A 14831-nucleotide genomic window follows, 5' to 3' on the forward strand; every position below is an offset into this window, starting at 1 on the left:
AGCCGCGCTGCGGCGGGAAACTCAGGTACGCGGTGTCGCCGGTCTTCAGCGGGTTCTCCGGCGCGGTGCGGATCGTCATCGCGTCGGTGGCGCCGGTCAAGGTCACGTGCAGGTAGGTGGTGTCGCCCAGGTGCTCGGCCAGTTGCACGTGCGCGCGCATCGCCTGCGGTGTGGGCGTGCCGGCAGCGTCGACGTGCTCCGGGCGCAGGCCCACGGTGACCTTGGCACCGGCGGCCAGCGACGCGGTGTCGGCCTGCACCGTCGCGGCCGAGCCGTCGGCCAGCGCGATGCGGGCCAGGCCGTCGTCCGCGCCCAGCAACTTGCCTTCGATGAAGTTCATCTTCGGCGAGCCGATGAAGCCGGCGACGAAGCGGTTCACCGGCCGGTGGTACAGCTCCATCGGCGTGCCCACCTGCTCGATGCGACCCGCGTTGAGCACGACGATGCGATGGGCCAGCGTCATCGCCTCCACCTGGTCGTGCGTCACGTAGACCATCGTGGTCTTCAGCTCCTGGTGCAGCCGCGACAGCTCCACGCGCATCTGCACCCGCAGCGCCGCGTCCAGGTTCGACAGCGGCTCGTCGAACAGGAACACGCCCGGCTTGCGCACGATCGCGCGGCCGATGGCCACGCGCTGGCGCTGCCCGCCGGACAAGGCCTTGGGCTTGCGCTCCAGCAGGTGCTCGATCTGCAGCACCTGCGCGGCGCGCTGCACCGCCGCGCGCATCTCGTCCTTCGAATACCCCGCCAGCCGCAACCCGAACGCCATGTTCTCGGCGACCGTCATGTGGGGGTAGAGCGCATAGCTCTGGAACACCATCGCGATGCCGCGCTTCGCGGGCGGCACGTCGTTCACCCGCTCGCCGCCGATGTACAGTTCGCCCGACGTGATGTCCTCCAGCCCCGCGATGCAGCGCAGCAGCGTCGACTTGCCGCAGCCCGACGGGCCCACGAACACCAGGAACTCGCCGTCGCGGATCTCCAGGTCCACGCCGTGCAGGATGACGACGTCGTCGAACGCCTTGCGCAGCGACTTCAGTTGCAGGTGGGCCATGCTGCGTGTGCGATCAGATCAGACAAGCTCGCCGAAGTACAAACCGTGCGCCGGCAGCGTGAAACGCCGCCCGCTGCGCGAGCCTTGCAGCGCCGCGTCGAGTTGCGCCGCGACGACCGTGGTGGCAGGCGCCTCGAGATCGACGCTGAGCGGCTCGCTCCCGAGGTTGAACACGCACAGCAGCGACGCCCCCTCGACACCCACCTCCGGCGAGCGAACGAACGCCAGCACCGGCTCCGGCGCATCGATGAAGCGGATGTCGCCGCTGACCATCGCCGGCTGCTGCCGCCGCCAGGCCAGCAGCCGGCGCATGAAGTTCAGCGGCGAGGCGGCATCGCGCTCGTTGACGTCGACCGCGCGCGCCGCGTGCTCGGCCGGCACCGGCAGCCACGGCTGCACCGCGCGTCCCTGGCTGAAGCCGGCATGCGGCTGCGAGTGCACCCACGGCATCGGCGTGCGGCAGCCGTCGCGGCCCTTGAACTCCGGCCAGAACGCGAGGCCGTATGGGTCCTGCACCTGCTCGAACGGGATCTCGGCCTCGATCAGCCCGAGCTCGTCGCCCTGCCACCAGCAGACGCTGCCACGCAGGCTCACCAGCATCGCGGTCGCGACCTTGGCGTACGCCAGGTCGGCGCCCGGGCCGCCCCAGCGCGTCAGCACGCGCGGCACGTCGTGGTTGCCGAACGACCAGCTGGCCCAGCCGTCGTGCATCTGCGCCTCGAGGTCCTCGACCTGCTGGCGGATGTAGGCGGCACTGCGCTCGGAGGTCAGCAGGTTGAAGCTGTAGGCCATGTGCAGCTTGTCGCCGCCGCGGGTGTAGTCGGCCATCGTCTTCAGCGAATCGTCGTCGCCGATCTCGCCGACGCTGGCGGCACCGTGCTCGTCGAGCAGCCGCCGCACACGCTGCAGGAACGCGAGGTTCTCCGGCTGCGTCTTGTCGTGCAGGTGGCGCTGCATGCCGTACGGGTTGCTCTCGCCGACGCTGCGCGTGTCGCGCGATTCGGCCGGCGGGTTGTCGCGCAGCAGCCGGTCGTGGAAGTGGAAGATGCAGGCGTCGAAGCGGAAGCCGTCGACGCCGCGCTCCAGCCAGAAGCGGATGTCGGCCAGCACCTGGTCCTGCACCTCGGGGCAGTGGAAGTTCAGGTCGGGCTGGCTCGCGAGGAAGTTGTGCAGGTAGTACTGGCGCCGGCGCGAATCCCACTGCCAGGCCGAACCGCCGAACACGCTGAGCCAGTTGTTCGGCGGCGTGCCGTCGGGCCGCGGGTCGGCCCACACATACCAGTCGGCCTTCGGGTTGCTGCGGCTCGCGCGGCTCTCGCGGAACCAGTCGTGCTGGTCGGAGGTGTGCGACAGCACCTGGTCGATCATCAGTTTCAGGCCGAGCTCGTGGGTGCGGGCGATCAGCCGGTCGAAATCGGCCAGCGTGCCGAACAGCGGATCGACGTCGCGGTAGTCGGCGATGTCGTAGCCGAAGTCCTTCATCGGCGAGCGGAAGAACGGCGAGACCCAGATCGCGTCGACGCCCAGGCTCGCGATGTACGGCAAGCGGTCGACGATGCCGGCGATGTCGCCGACGCCGTCACCGTTGTGGTCGGCGAAGCTGCGCGGGTAGACCTGGTAGATCACGGCGCCGCGCCACCAGGCGGCGGGGTCGGCGGCCGGGCGGTGGCTGGAAGACGAAGTTGCGGCGGGCGCGCGGCGCGGTGCGGTGGCGAGGTCGGTCATGCGGATCGATTCAGGACGGCCGCATCAGCGTTGTAGTTTGACTACAAATACGGGTACTTCTGCAGGTTGGGCGCTACTGTAGCGAGCGATCTGAATCGAGAAAGAGAGGGTTTACCCTTGTTTTGAACAGGCAAAACCCTCACTCAAACCGCAGCCGGCTGAACCGGATTTCGACTGTGCGCCGCCCGCTGATCAGCGATCCGGAACAACAGGTAGAGCATCACGAGGGTGCCGATCGCCAGGCCAAGGCCGGTTCCGCGCCGGCTCTTCGCCGCCTCGACCGACTCCGGCGACCAGACTTGCCAAGCTCGATTCCGGACAGTTGAAAGCGCCAGAACTGCACGAAGGCGTCGAGGTCGGGCGCGTCGAGGCCCATCAAACCGCGCAAGGGCCGCAGGTCGCGCGGCACGCGTTTGCCGAACAGATCGGCTTCGATCTTCGCCTTCGACTCCGAGGGCAAGGTGCCCCAGCTTGGCAGGCCCGTCAACAGCTTGCCCGCAACCTTGACCACTCCGTCTGCCGAGAGGATCAGTTGCTGACAGGGGCGGAACGTGCCTGCACGCCGGGCCGAATGCGGATGCCTGCAAGCGCCTTGCGGGTTTCAATGCATTCACTCAACGCATCGCAGAACGGGCCGTCCAAGGTCCCGTTGGAACGCTGATCGATGCGGGCCGGACGAGGCAGTGCACCCGCTTGTCCGACCACCCGAAGCGGCCCTCCGCCGATGCCGGATCCTTCCGTCAACGCCAGCCCTTTCAGCAGGGAGGTGAGCGCCCGGGGAGACGCCACGTGGACCTCCAGCGTCGTCAGCGTGCGGTTGCCTCGCAGACCCTTGCCGAGAGTCAACGCCCTGTCTGCGCCCATGTCCAGGATCTGGAGTACGAGCGACGTCGATGTCGCGTGCGCAGCAATGCCGGGCCCCGGCTGATCCAACCATCTTCCGCTGTGCGCTTCGATGCGCAAGGTTTGCAGGTGCTGCATATCTGGAAGCCCGGCTGCCACGGCGCACAGCGCACAGCGCACCATCCGACATCACACAATTGCGAAAGGCCAGGCTCGCGACCCCATCTGCGCTGCTTTCGACGGCACGTGCGCGGCGGGACCGAGGTGTTCGATCTCCTGGCGGACCTTGCGTGGGACCTTCGACATGTCCAGACTCTTCAGCCAGTCCGACAAGGTCTCGGCTTGCGGCGCATGACTGCCGCGCACGATCTGCGATCTCGGCCCCACTCGATTCATCGACCCCTCCCGCCTCGTTGACGACGACGGTGAGCGGCGCCGGCCGATCGATGGTTCCAATGCGTCGCGAACCTGTGCCTGGCGGCTACGTGTCCCGAACGATCAGCTCCAGCGGCAGCAGCACCGAGTCGTCGCCGTCCAGTACGATGCGCACCGCGGTCTCGCCCTTCGCGATCGCGTTCTGGCGGATCGTCGTCAGCCCGGCCGCACGCGCGGCCGCGATGTCGTCGAAGCCGACCGCGGCCACCAGTGTGGTACCCGGCCAGTCGACCACCACGCTGCGCGCCGCGAGCGCCATGCGGTCGCTCATCGCGACCAATGCAATGCGGCGGAACGGCGCGAGCCGCTCGCGCATCGCCTGCGCCGCCTGGGCCGCCGCGGCCTCGGGCTCGCTGTCGTCGACCGGCGCCCAGACCACGCGCCGCTCGTCGAAGCCGTGCGCGCGCACCGCCTGCGCATAGCCACTCAAGCGTTCCGACGTGACGAACGGGCTGCGGTCCGGGTTCGCACCCAACGCCCGCGAGCGCTCGTCGTCCTCGAGCGGAAACGCGATCACCAGCACCGCATCGGGCCGCGCCGCCAACGCATGGCCCATCGCCAGCGCCGCACCCTGGCGGTCGTCGAGGCAGACCGACGGCGTGCCCGGCACCTGCGTGTCGACCAGCACGATCGGCTTGTGCGCCGCCTGCACCTGCGGCACCACCTCGGGGCCGATCTCGGCATGCACGATCAGCGCGTCGGCGGTGGTCTGGAACGCCGCCTGCAGCAGCAGCTGGCGGCCGAGCTTCGGGATCAGCTGCAGGCTCAGCCCGCGCAGGTCGAGCTGGCGAGTGACGCCGCGCAGGAAATCGAGGCTCAGCTCGTCGCCGAAGGCATAGCGCAGGTCGTGGTGGAACACCACCGCGACCTCGCGCAGCTCGCGCCGCCGCAGCGCGCGGGCCATCATGTCGGGCCCGTAGTAGCCGAGCTCGCGCGAGCGGGCGAGGATGGAGTCGCGCAGGTCCTTCGACAACTGCGCCGGCCGGTTGAACGCGTTCGACACCGTGGTGCGGCTCACGCCCAGGCTCGCGGCCACATCGGCCAGCGTGAGTCGCGAACGTTCGGGCACAGGTTTCGGCATCGGGTCGTGGGGAACAGGGCGCGTTGACTATAGCGTCGCACCCGGCAGAATCCGGCCCGCCATGACGACCCACCCGCCCATCGACATCGAACACCTGCGACGCCAGCATCAGCTCGACTGGGTCGCTTCCGGCCGCGACCTCGTGGTCGGCGATGCCGCCACGTGCCCGCTGCCTCCCGACGAGCTGATGCGCCTCGACGCCCGCCACCCCGCGGTGCGCGAGGTGCACGACAGCGGCCTGACCGCCGAGGTGTTCCGCGTGCAGGCCGGCGGCCGCGACTGGGCCGTCAAGCGCGCCCGCGCCGCCTGCAAGGTGCAGGGCGTCGACGGCCAGACCTCGTTCCTCAACGAGGTGCAGCGCCGCGCCGAGATGGCCGCGCTGCCCTCATTGCAGCGCGCCGGCCTGAGCCCGACCGTCTACGCGTCGCTGAAGCAGGGCCTGATCGTGTCGCCGTGGATCGCCGGCGCACCGGTGAGCGACTGGGACGAGACCAGCCTGCGCCAGCTGTTCGACACCGGCCTGGCGCTGCTGCGCGCCGGCTTCTTCGAATGGGATTTCTGCCCGGGCAACGTGCTGCGGGACGCGCGGCAGGTCTGGCTGTTCGACTACGGCTACCTGTATCGCTTCGACCCGCGGCGGCACTTCAACAGCGCCGGCACCGGGCTGAGCGCGCCGCAGCACCACCTGGCCGAGCGCATCGAATCGCGCCATGTGTTCGGCGGGCTGCTGCGGCTGGAACTCGAGCACGGGGCCGACGCCGCGCTGCGCGCGTTCCGCCTCGAAAAGTCGATCGCGCTGGAGGCGTACCAGCGCCTGCGCAGCCTGCTGGCCGCCGACGGCGCGACGGCGACGGTGCTGCAGTGGCTGGACGGGATCTGCGCCGGCTGGCGCGCCGCGCTCGCCGGCAGCTTGTCCGACCTGTACCTGCGCGAAGCCTGGCGCTCGCATGCGACCGACCTGGCCGACGACCTGGCGGGCCAGACCTGCACGCCGACGACGCTGGCACGCGCCGACTGGCTGCTGGACGCGCTGCGGCTGCACCACGCGGCGCTGGCGGCACAACGCGTGTGGCCGGCCGCGGAAGCCGCCCTCGACCGGCCCGGCCTGATCGCGCTCTACGAGCAGCGCCGGCGGCAGGCGGTGGCGTACCAGCTGCCCCGCACCACCCACGCCTGATTCCCGGCAGCCGTGCCCCGCCGTCTACTCCAGATGGCAGGGACATGCATCGGCCGCGCGAATGGCCCGATCTGGAAAAGGCCTCCTGACAACTGCCGACAGTCGGATGGCGTCGGTCCTACGATGCCCGACCTTTCCGGACAAATTCCGGATCAGTTCAGCCAGATCTCCAAGGACAGCCCCATGCTTTTCGACCCGACCACCCTCCGTTCGCTGACGCTGCGCAACCGCGTCGTGATGTCGCCGATGACCCGCAACCGCGCGATCGAGGCCAACACGCCGAACGCGCTGATGGCCGACTACTACGCGCAGCGCGCCGGCGCCGGGCTGATCATCACCGAAGGCACCTCGCCGTCGCCGAACGGCCTGGGCTACGTCCGCACGCCGGGCCTCTACAACGCCGCCCACGCCGCCGGCTGGAAGCTGGTGACCGATGCGGTGCATGCCAAGGGCGGCAAGATCGTGATCCAGCTGATGCACACCGGCCGGGTCGGCAACCTCATCAACATGCCGGCCGGCGCTGAAGTGATCAGCCCGACCGCCACCGTGCTACCCGGCGAGATCCACACCGATGCGAAGGGCATGCAGCCGCACAGCGCGCCGCGCGCGATGACGCAGGCCGACATCGACCACGCGGTCGCAGAGTTCGCGGCCTCGGCCCAGCTCGCGATCGAGGCCGGCTTCGACGGCGTCGAGCTGCACGGCGCGAACGGCTACCTGATCGAGCAGTTCCTGAACGGCAACGTCAACCAGCGCACCGACGGCTACGGCGGCAGCGCGGCCGGCCGCAACCGCTTCGCGCTCGAGGTGGTGCGCGCGGTGGCGAACCGCATCGGTGCCGGCAAGGTCGGCATCCGGGTGTCGCCGCACGGCGTGTTCAACGCGACCGGCCCGTTCGACGGCGTCGACGAACAGTACATCGCGCTGGTGAAGGAGCTGTCGGCGATCGGCCTGCTGTACGTGCACGAGCTCGACCATTCGGCGATGGGCGCGCCGCCGGTGCCGGCCGCCACCAAGGCCGCGCTGCGCGAGGCCTTCAAGGGCCCGTTCATCCTGGCCGGCGGCTTCGACCGCACGACCGGCGAGAAGGCCCTGCAGGCCGGACAGGCCGACCTGATCGCCTACGGCAGGCCGTTCATCTCGAACCCGGACCTGGTCGAGCGCATGAAGAAGGACGTGGCGCTGACCGCGCCGGACTTCTCGACCTTCTACACGCCGGGATCCAAGGGCTACACCGACTACCCGGCGCAGCTGAGCTGACAACCGCCGGCCCGGCGCTTCAGAGCTTCGGGCCGCGCGGCAGGCCGGCCGCGTCGTAGACCTGCCGGTGCGAGAACCAGGACCACGCCCAGGCCAGCAGCGGCAGCAGGAGGGCGGCCAGGGTCCAGGGCCAGTGCTCGACCAGCGCATCGGTCGTGGTCGCGATGAGGCCGGGGCCTTCCGGCGGCAGCGGGGGCGGATCGCGCATCAGCGGTTCGTCGCGGGTGTCGGCGACCGCCGGCACCGCAGGCGCGACGGCCGGGGGCATCGCCACCGGGCTGGCCGCGGGCTCCGGCGGCTTCACCGGCACGGGCTTCACGGCGACCGGCTTCACCGGCTCCGGCGGCTTCGCCGGCTCGGCCCTGGACGGCGACGGGGTCGACGCAGCCGGCGCGGAAGCCCGCACTGCCACCCGCGGTGCGGCGCTCACCGCACTGGCTGCCGTGGCCGCGCTGGCGGCGCCCGCCACCGGCGGCGTCACCCCGCGCCGGTAATGCAGGATCTTGAAGGCCCCGCCGTCGCAGGTGCCGACCACCTTGGCGCCCGGCGGCAGCGGCGTCGAGGCCGGCACTGTTTCCAGCGTGCCGAGCGCGTCGGCCGGAATGCGCGTGGCGACCGTGTCCTTGAACTGGTCGCAGGCCGGCGACTGGGCCAGCGCCGCCGTCGCCCCGCCGAGGCCGGCGGCGCACAGCCAGGGCGCCAGCAGGCGCCGCGCAACGAGACGGCATCGGCCGCCGGTGGAGGATGAAGACGTCAATTCGTGTGCCAAGCTCATGAGTGGTTGTACTGCTCTGCCCAGTGAGCGCATGGCGACGCAGGGTACGCCATGTTCGGTGCGTAGTGTGCCCGGGCTGTGCAGGCATCATCACAACATGTCACGAATCGCGATTGTCAGCGCCATGGCGCAGGAGCTGCACGGCTTGCAGCATCGCTTGTCCGACGCCCATTGCCAGCGGCGCGCCGGCCGCGAGTTCTGGCTCGGCCGGCTCGGCGCGCACGACGTGGTGCTGGTGCTGTCGGGCATCGGCAAAGTGGCGGCAGCCACCACCGCGACGCTGCTGCTGGCCGGCGGCTTCGAGGTCGACCGCATCGTCTTCACCGGCGTGGCCGGCGGGCTCGGGCCGGCGCGCGTCGGCGACATCGTCGTCGCCGACGGGCTGGTGCAGCACGACATGGATGCCTCGCCGCTGTTCCCGCGCTACGAGGTGCCGCTGTACGGCCAGGCCCGCTTCGACGCCGATGCCGGGTTGTCGGCCGCGCTGAGGGCGGCCGCGGCGTCGGCGCTGGCCGGGCTGCACCTCGATCACCTCGCGGCATTCGGCGTCGTCGATCCGCAACTGCGCACCGGCCTGGTCCTCAGCGGCGACCGCTTCGTCGCCAGCGCGTCCGAGGCGGCGGCACTCCAGCAGGCCTTCCCGGCCGCGCTCGCGGTCGAGATGGAAGGCGCCGCGGTGGCCCAGGCCTGCCGCGACTTCGGCGTGCCGTTCGCGGTGCTGCGCTGCATCTCGGACCGCGCCGACGACAGCGCGCACGTCGACTTCCAGCGCTTCATCGACGACGTCGCGAGCCGCTGCACCGTCGCGATCCTGTCCGCGCTGACGGAAAACTGATCCAGTCATCTAGACGTCACGACGACGTCACGGGCGATTCCTACAGTGGGCTGCGTTGTCCACCCCGGAGTTCCCATGCACGCTCGCCGCTTCGCCCACCCGCTGGCCGCGCTGGCCCTGCTCGCCGCAGGCCTGGCCCATGCCGACACCACGCTGACCGTCTACACCGCGCTCGAGGCCGACCAGATCAAGGCCTACCAGGCGCAGTTCGAAGCCGAGACCCCCGGCGTCAAGATCAAGTGGGTGCGCGACTCCACCGGCATCATCACCGCCCGGCTGCTGGCCGAGAAGGCCGCGCCGCAGGCCGATGTGGTGATGGGCGTCGCCGCCAGCTCGCTGCTGGTGCTGGAGAAGGAAGGCATGCTGCAGCCCTATGCGCCGAAGGGCGTCGACAAGCTGAGCAAGGTGTACGTCGACGATGCCAAGGTGCCGAGCTGGGTCGGCATGGACGTGTGGGGCGCCGCGATCTGCTTCAACACCGTCGAGGCCGCGAAGATCGGACTGAAGAAGCCCGAGACCTGGAAGGACCTGCTGAAGCCGGAGTACCGCGGCAAGGTCGTGATGCCCAATCCGGCCTCCAGCGGCACCGGCTATTTCGACGTGACGGCCTGGCTGAAGATGTACGGCGAGAAGGACGGCTGGGCCTACATGGACCGGCTGCACGACAACATCGCGCAGTACACCCACTCCGGCTCCAAACCGTGCAAGCAGGCCGCGGCCGGCGAGTTCCCGATCGGCATCGCGTTCGAATACCGCGCCGCGAAGCTGAAGGAAGAAGGCGCGCCGATCGACCTGGTGTTCCCGAAGGACGGCCTGGGCTGGGACGTCGAGGCCACCGCGCTGATGCTGGGCACGAAGAACCTCGAGGCCGCGCGCCGGCTGGCCGACTGGTCGGCGTCGAAGGGCGCCAACGAGCTGTACGAGAAGAACTTCGCGATCGTCGCCTACCCCGGCGTCGCGAAGCCGAACCCGCTGATCCCGGCCAACTACGAGCAGCTGCTGATCCAGCAGGACCTGAAGTGGTCGGCCGCGAACCGCGAGCGCATCCTCGCCGAATGGACGCGCCGCTACGACGGCAAGTCCGAACCGAAGAAGTGAGCCGGGCCCGGTCGTGCTGACCCCCGCCGCGATCGAATCGCTGTTCGCCCGCGAAGGCTCGTCGCTGTATGGCGGCGAGGCCATCAGCCAGGCCGAGCATGCGCTGCAGTGCGCCTGGGCCGCCGAGCAGCAGGGCGACGACGATGCGCTCGTCGTCGCCTGCCTGCTGCACGACCTCGGCCACCTGCTGAGTGCGCAGCGCGACGACGCGCTGGCGCGCGGCATCGACGACCTGCACCAGCACCGCGTGCTGCCGTTCCTGCGGCCGTGGCTGCCGGCCGACGTGGTCGAGCCGATCGGGCTGCATGTGGAGGCCAAGCGCTACCTGTGCGCGGTGGACCCGGACTACGAGGATGCGCTGTCCGACGCGTCGCGCCACAGCCTGGCGCTGCAGGGCGGCACGATGAACCCGCGGCAGGTCGCCGCCTTCGAAAGCCACCGCCAGGCGGAACGCGCGATCCGGCTGCGCCGCCATGACGACGCCGCCAAGGTGGTCGGGCTGGCGACGCCGCCGATCTCGCATTTCCTGCCGCGCGTCGCGGCACTGCTGCGGGTTCGCGCATGAAGCCGCAGGCCTTCCACGTCGGGCCGGCGCTGGTCGATGCGCCGGCCGCGGCGCCCGCCGAGGCCGGCTGGCTGCGCGTGGACGGCATCGGCAAGCGCTTCGGCTCCTTCACCGTGCTGCGGCAGATCGACCTCGCGGTGCGCCGCGGCGAGTTCGTCTGCCTGCTCGGCCCGTCGGGCTGCGGCAAGACGACGCTGCTGCGCATCCTGGCCGGCCTCGAAGCGCAGGACGCCGGCACGCTGTGGCTCGACGGACGCGACATCGGCCGCTTGCCGCCGGCCGCGCGCCACTACGGCATCGTGTTCCAGTCGTACGCGCTGTTCCCGAACCTCGACGTCGCGGCCAACATCGGCTATGGCCTCCGCACCGACCGCGCGGCCCGCGCGCGCCGCGTGCAGGAGCTGCTCGACCTGGTCGGGCTGGCCGGCGTCGCGGCGCGCTACCCGGCGCAGTTGTCGGGCGGGCAGCAGCAGCGCGTCGCGCTGGCCCGCGCGCTCGCCACCTCGCCCAGCCTGCTGCTGCTCGACGAACCGCTGTCGGCGCTCGACGCCCAGGTGCGCGAGCACCTGCGCCGCGAACTGCGCAGCCTGCAGCGCAAGCTCGGCATCACCACCGTGATGGTCACGCACGACCAGGAAGAAGCGCTGACGCTCGCCGACACCATCGCGGTGATGCACCAGGGCCGCATCGAGCAGGTCGGCACGCCCGAGCAGGTCTACCGCCAGCCGGCCAGCCGCTTCGTCGCCGATTTCGTCGGCCGCGCCAACTGGCTGCCGGTGCAGCGCGATGCGCAGGGCCTGTTCCAGCTCGGCGGCGTGCGCATCGCCTGCGACGACACGATCGCACCAGGCCTGTCCGCCGCGACGCTGTTCTGCCGGCCGGAAGACGTGCGCGTGCAGCCGCACTGGGTGCCCGGTGCGAACACGCTGATGGCCAGCGTCGACCGGGTCGACTTCATGGGCGGGCTGCGGCGCGCCAGCCTGTCGCTGTGCGCCGCACGCGAGATCGAGATCTTGGCCGACGTCGGTCCGAACGATGCCGGCTTCGACGCGCTGGTGCCCGGCCAGCGCGTGCCGGTGACCTTGCGGGCCGAGCGGCTGCGCCTGTTCGAGAGTTCGTTCGAGCGTTCATCCGAGACCCCGGCACCGTGATCGCCCTGCCCTGGACCGGGCCGCGCCTGCAGCGCAGCGCCGACGAGCATGCCGCCGCCGCGCTGGTGTGGCTGCTGGCCGGCGTGCTGCTGCTGTTCCTGGCCGCACCGCTGGCCGCGATCCTCGTGAAGGCGGTGCAGGCGCCGGACGGCAGCTTCACCGGCCTGGCGCCTTTGCGCGCACTGCTCGGCGAGGCGCGGCTGCGCAGCGCGTTGACGAACAGCGTGCTGATCGCGCTCGCCACCACCGCGATCGTGCTGCCGCTCGCGCTGGCCTTCGCGTTCGCGCTGACGCGCTCGCGGCTGTGGGGCCGGCCGGCGTGGCGGCTGGTCGCGCTGAGCCCGCTGCTCGCGCCGTCGCTGATGCCGGCGATCTCGCTGGTCTACCTGTTCGGCAACCAGGGGCTGCTGAAGTCGTGGCTGTTCGGCGCGTCGATCTACGGCCCGGTCGGCATCGTGATGGGCGAGGTCTTCTACACCTTCCCGCATGCGCTGCTGGTGCTGGCGACCGCGCTCGCGGTGGCCGACGCGCGGCTGTACGAAGCGGCCGAATCGCTGGGCGCCACCAGGCTGCGGCGCTTTCTGACGATCACGCTGCCGAACGCGCGCTACGGCCTGGCGTCGGCCGGCATGGTGGTGTTCACGCTGGTGGTCACCGATTTCGGCGTGCCGAAGGTGATCGGCGGCCAGACCCAGGTGCTCGCGCTCGAAGCCTACAAGCAGGTGATCGGCCAGCAGGACTTCAACAAGGGCGCGGTGATCGGGCTGGTCCTGCTGCTGCCGGCGCTGCTGAGCTTCGCGGTCGAGCGACGGCTCGCGCGCCGCCACGGCGCGTCGATGAGCGGCCGCTCGGTCGCCTACCGGCCGGGCCGCAACCGCCTGCGCGACGGTGCGCTCGGCGCGGTGTGCGCGGCGGTGTCGCTGTTCCTGCTGGCGCTGTTGGGCACCGCGATCGCCGCGTCGCTGATCCAGCTGTGGCCGTACAAGCTCGCGCCGACGCTCGCCCACTTCGACTTCGACCATGTCGATGGCGGCGGCTGGGACGCGTTCCGCAACAGCCTCGCGGTGGCCACGCTGACCGCGCTCGCTGGCACGCTGCTGGTCTTCACGACCGCCTACCTGACGCTGAAGACGCCGGCGCCGCGCGCACCCGCCGCGCTGATCCGCGCGCTGGTGCTGCTGCCGATGGCGGTTCCGGGCCTGGTGCTGGGCCTCGGCTACATCTTCTTCTTCAACCCGCCGGGCAACCCGCTGCACCCGCTGTACGGCAGCCTCGCGATCCTGGTCGCGGCCGGTGTCATGCACTTCTACACGACGGCTCACCTGACGATGGTGACCGCGCTGCGCCAGATCGATGGCGAGATCGAGGCGGTCGCGCGCAGCCTGAAGCGGCCGTGGTGGACCGCCTGCCTGCGCGTGACGCTGCCGATCAGCCTGCCGGCGCTGCTCGACGTCGCGCGCTACCTGTTCGTCTCCAGCATGACGACGGTCAGCGCGGTGGTGTTCCTGTACACGCCCGACACCACGCTGGCGTCGATCGCGGTGCTGGGCATGGACGATGCCGGCGACACCGCGGCCGCCGCCGCGATGGCGACGCTGATCGTCGCCAGCTCGCTCGCCGCGACGCTGCTCGTCAACGCACTGGCCGCCTGGTTCGGGCGGCGCTCGCAGGCCTGGCGCGCCTGATGCACTTCCAACCCTGATGTCCGATGATGCGTGAACCCTTGCTGCTGACCCCCGGCCCGCTGACCACCAGCCTGGCCACCAAGATGGCGATGTTGACCGACTGGGGCTCGTGGGACGCCCGCTTCAACGCGCTGACGGCCGATGTGTGCCGCCGGCTGCTCGCGTTGATTGACAGTGGCGACGGGGGCGACGATTTCGTCTGCGTGCCGCTGCAGGGCTCCGGCACCTTTGCCGTCGAGGCCGCAATCGGCACGCTGCTGCCGCGCGACGGCAGGCTGCTGGTGCTGGCGAACGGGGCCTACGGGCAGCGCATGGCCCGGCTGACCGCGGTGATGGGCCGCGCGGTGCAGGTGCTGGACTTCGGCGAGACGGCCGCGATCGACCCGGCCCGCGTGGCCGACGCGCTCGCCGCCGATGCGGCGATCACCCACGTCGGCGTGATCCAGTGCGAGACCAGCACCGGCATCCTGAACCCGCTGCCGGCGGTCGCCGACGTGGTCGAGCGGGCCGGCCGGCGCCTGGTGATCGACGCGATGAGCGGCTTCGGCGCGCTGCCGCTGTCGGCCCGCACGCTGCGCTTCGATGCGGTGATCGCCAGCAGCAACAAGTGCCTGGAGGGCGTGCCCGGCATGGCCTACGTGCTCGCCCGCGAGAGCGCGCTGGCCCAGGCCGAGGGGCGTGCGCATTCGCTGTCGCTCGACCTGCACGACCAGTGGCGCTACCTGCAGAAGACCGGTCAGTGGCGCTACACGCCGCCGACGCATGTGCTGGCCGCGCTGGCCGCGGCGCTCGACCAGTTCGATGCCGAGGGCGGCCAGCCGGCGCGCCTGGCCCGCTACCGCGACAACTGCGACGCGCTGCTGGCCGGGCTGGCACGGCTTGGGCTGCGCAGCTTCCTGCCGGCCGCGATCCAGGCGCCGATCATCGTCACGATGCACGCGCCGCCCGGGCCGCACTGGACCTTCGCCGACTTCTACCAGCGCGTGAAAGCGCGCGGCGTCGTGCTGTACCCCGGCAAGCTGACGGCGGTCGAGACCTTCCGCGTCGGCTGCATCGGCGCCATCGGCCGCGCCGAGATCGGGCAGGCGGTCGACGCGATCGGCCATGCGCTCGACGAGATGGGCCTGCAACTTCCGACCGACTGACC

Annotated in this window: 14 protein-coding genes; 8 read left to right on the forward strand and 6 right to left on the reverse strand. The window is 70.8% G+C overall.

The window, feature by feature from the left end:
• The 5 genes from FHT26_RS28165 to FHT26_RS28185 form a co-directional block, all read right to left on the reverse strand.
• Positions 1-1054, reverse strand: a 1054-nt coding sequence (locus FHT26_RS28165; protein ID WP_168563395.1) for an ABC transporter ATP-binding protein, incomplete at its 3' end; no start/stop codon positions are given.
• An 18-nt stretch (positions 1055-1072) separates the two neighbouring features.
• Positions 1073-2779: an alpha-glucosidase gene (locus tag FHT26_RS28170; protein ID WP_168563396.1), complete on the reverse strand. Its 1707-nt coding sequence runs from the start codon at positions 2777-2779 to the stop codon at positions 1073-1075.
• Between the two features lie 220 nt (positions 2780-2999).
• Positions 3000-3290, reverse strand: coding sequence for a hypothetical protein (locus tag FHT26_RS28175; protein ID WP_168563397.1), 291 nt, complete (start codon positions 3288-3290; stop codon positions 3000-3002).
• Positions 3291-3307: 17 nt separating this feature from the next.
• The gene (locus tag FHT26_RS28180; RefSeq protein ID WP_168563398.1) at positions 3308-3760 is read right to left on the reverse strand and encodes a hypothetical protein; all 453 of its coding nucleotides are present in this window, start codon (positions 3758-3760) and stop codon (positions 3308-3310) included.
• Positions 3761-4103: 343 nt separating this feature from the next.
• A complete protein-coding gene (locus FHT26_RS28185) occupies positions 4104-5138 on the reverse strand; it encodes a LacI family DNA-binding transcriptional regulator (protein ID WP_168563399.1) in 1035 nt (344 codons plus the stop codon).
• A gap of 61 nt (positions 5139-5199) precedes the next feature.
• Between FHT26_RS28185 and FHT26_RS28190 the strand changes: the two genes are divergently transcribed.
• Together FHT26_RS28190 and FHT26_RS28195 are read left to right on the forward strand one after the other, a co-directional pair.
• Positions 5200-6315, forward strand: coding sequence for a protein kinase family protein (locus FHT26_RS28190; protein WP_168563400.1), 1116 nt, complete (start codon positions 5200-5202; stop codon positions 6313-6315).
• Between the two features lie 183 nt (positions 6316-6498).
• The gene (locus FHT26_RS28195; RefSeq protein WP_168563401.1) at positions 6499-7575 is read left to right on the forward strand and encodes an alkene reductase; all 1077 of its coding nucleotides are present in this window, start codon (positions 6499-6501) and stop codon (positions 7573-7575) included.
• 19 nt (positions 7576-7594) lie between these two features.
• On the opposite strand, the gene FHT26_RS28200 is transcribed toward FHT26_RS28195, so the two are convergent.
• Positions 7595-8350 carry a DUF1161 domain-containing protein gene (locus FHT26_RS28200; RefSeq protein WP_168563402.1) on the reverse strand — a complete coding sequence of 252 codons (756 nt, stop codon included), beginning with the start codon at positions 8348-8350 and terminating at the stop codon, positions 7595-7597.
• A 97-nt stretch (positions 8351-8447) separates the two neighbouring features.
• Here FHT26_RS28200 and FHT26_RS28205 point away from each other — a divergent pair, with 97 nt between their 5' ends.
• From FHT26_RS28205 to FHT26_RS28230, 6 genes are all read left to right on the forward strand, one after another.
• Positions 8448-9185, forward strand: a complete 738-nt coding sequence (locus FHT26_RS28205; protein WP_168563403.1) for a 5'-methylthioadenosine/adenosylhomocysteine nucleosidase — start codon at positions 8448-8450, stop codon at positions 9183-9185.
• A gap of 75 nt (positions 9186-9260) precedes the next feature.
• Positions 9261-10283: a putative 2-aminoethylphosphonate ABC transporter substrate-binding protein gene (locus tag FHT26_RS28210; RefSeq protein ID WP_168563404.1), complete on the forward strand. Its 1023-nt coding sequence runs from the start codon at positions 9261-9263 to the stop codon at positions 10281-10283.
• A gap of 13 nt (positions 10284-10296) precedes the next feature.
• Positions 10297-10848 carry a phosphonate degradation HD-domain oxygenase gene (locus FHT26_RS28215; protein WP_168563405.1) on the forward strand — a complete coding sequence of 184 codons (552 nt, stop codon included), beginning with the start codon at positions 10297-10299 and terminating at the stop codon, positions 10846-10848.
• Positions 10845-11999, forward strand: coding sequence for a putative 2-aminoethylphosphonate ABC transporter ATP-binding protein (locus FHT26_RS28220; protein WP_168563406.1), 1155 nt, complete (start codon positions 10845-10847; stop codon positions 11997-11999). Before FHT26_RS28215 ends, FHT26_RS28220 begins: the two co-directional genes overlap by 4 nt.
• The gene (locus tag FHT26_RS28225; RefSeq protein WP_349238237.1) at positions 11996-13684 is read left to right on the forward strand and encodes a putative 2-aminoethylphosphonate ABC transporter permease subunit; all 1689 of its coding nucleotides are present in this window, start codon (positions 11996-11998) and stop codon (positions 13682-13684) included. Before FHT26_RS28220 ends, FHT26_RS28225 begins: the two co-directional genes overlap by 4 nt.
• 26 nt (positions 13685-13710) lie before the next feature.
• Complete coding sequence (locus FHT26_RS28230) at positions 13711-14829, forward strand: 2-aminoethylphosphonate--pyruvate transaminase (protein ID WP_490362821.1); 1119 nt, start codon at positions 13711-13713, stop codon at positions 14827-14829.
• Positions 14830-14831 lie beyond the last annotated feature (2 nt).

The organism is Rhizobacter sp. SG703, from assembly GCF_012275445.1.
GTDB lineage: Bacteria > Pseudomonadota > Gammaproteobacteria > Burkholderiales > Burkholderiaceae_C > Rhizobacter.

Coding starts and splice junctions, on each gene's coding strand:
- FHT26_RS28230 (WP_490362821.1), top strand. CDS start 13,711: ATGCGTGAACCCTTGCTGCTGACCCCCGGCCCGCTGACCACCAGCCTG.
- FHT26_RS28220 (WP_168563406.1), top strand. CDS start 10,845: ATGAAGCCGCAGGCCTTCCACGTCGGGCCGGCGCTGGTCGATGCGCCG.
- FHT26_RS28205 (WP_168563403.1), top strand. CDS start 8,448: ATGTCACGAATCGCGATTGTCAGCGCCATGGCGCAGGAGCTGCACGGC.
- FHT26_RS28170 (WP_168563396.1), bottom strand. CDS start 2,779: ATGACCGACCTCGCCACCGCACCGCGCCGCGCGCCCGCCGCAACTTCG.
- FHT26_RS28195 (WP_168563401.1), top strand. CDS start 6,499: ATGCTTTTCGACCCGACCACCCTCCGTTCGCTGACGCTGCGCAACCGC.
- FHT26_RS28185 (WP_168563399.1), bottom strand. CDS start 5,138: ATGCCGAAACCTGTGCCCGAACGTTCGCGACTCACGCTGGCCGATGTG.
- FHT26_RS28180 (WP_168563398.1), bottom strand. CDS start 3,760: ATGCAGCACCTGCAAACCTTGCGCATCGAAGCGCACAGCGGAAGATGG.
- FHT26_RS28200 (WP_168563402.1), bottom strand. CDS start 8,350: ATGAGCTTGGCACACGAATTGACGTCTTCATCCTCCACCGGCGGCCGA.
- FHT26_RS28210 (WP_168563404.1), top strand. CDS start 9,261: ATGCACGCTCGCCGCTTCGCCCACCCGCTGGCCGCGCTGGCCCTGCTC.
- FHT26_RS28190 (WP_168563400.1), top strand. CDS start 5,200: ATGACGACCCACCCGCCCATCGACATCGAACACCTGCGACGCCAGCAT.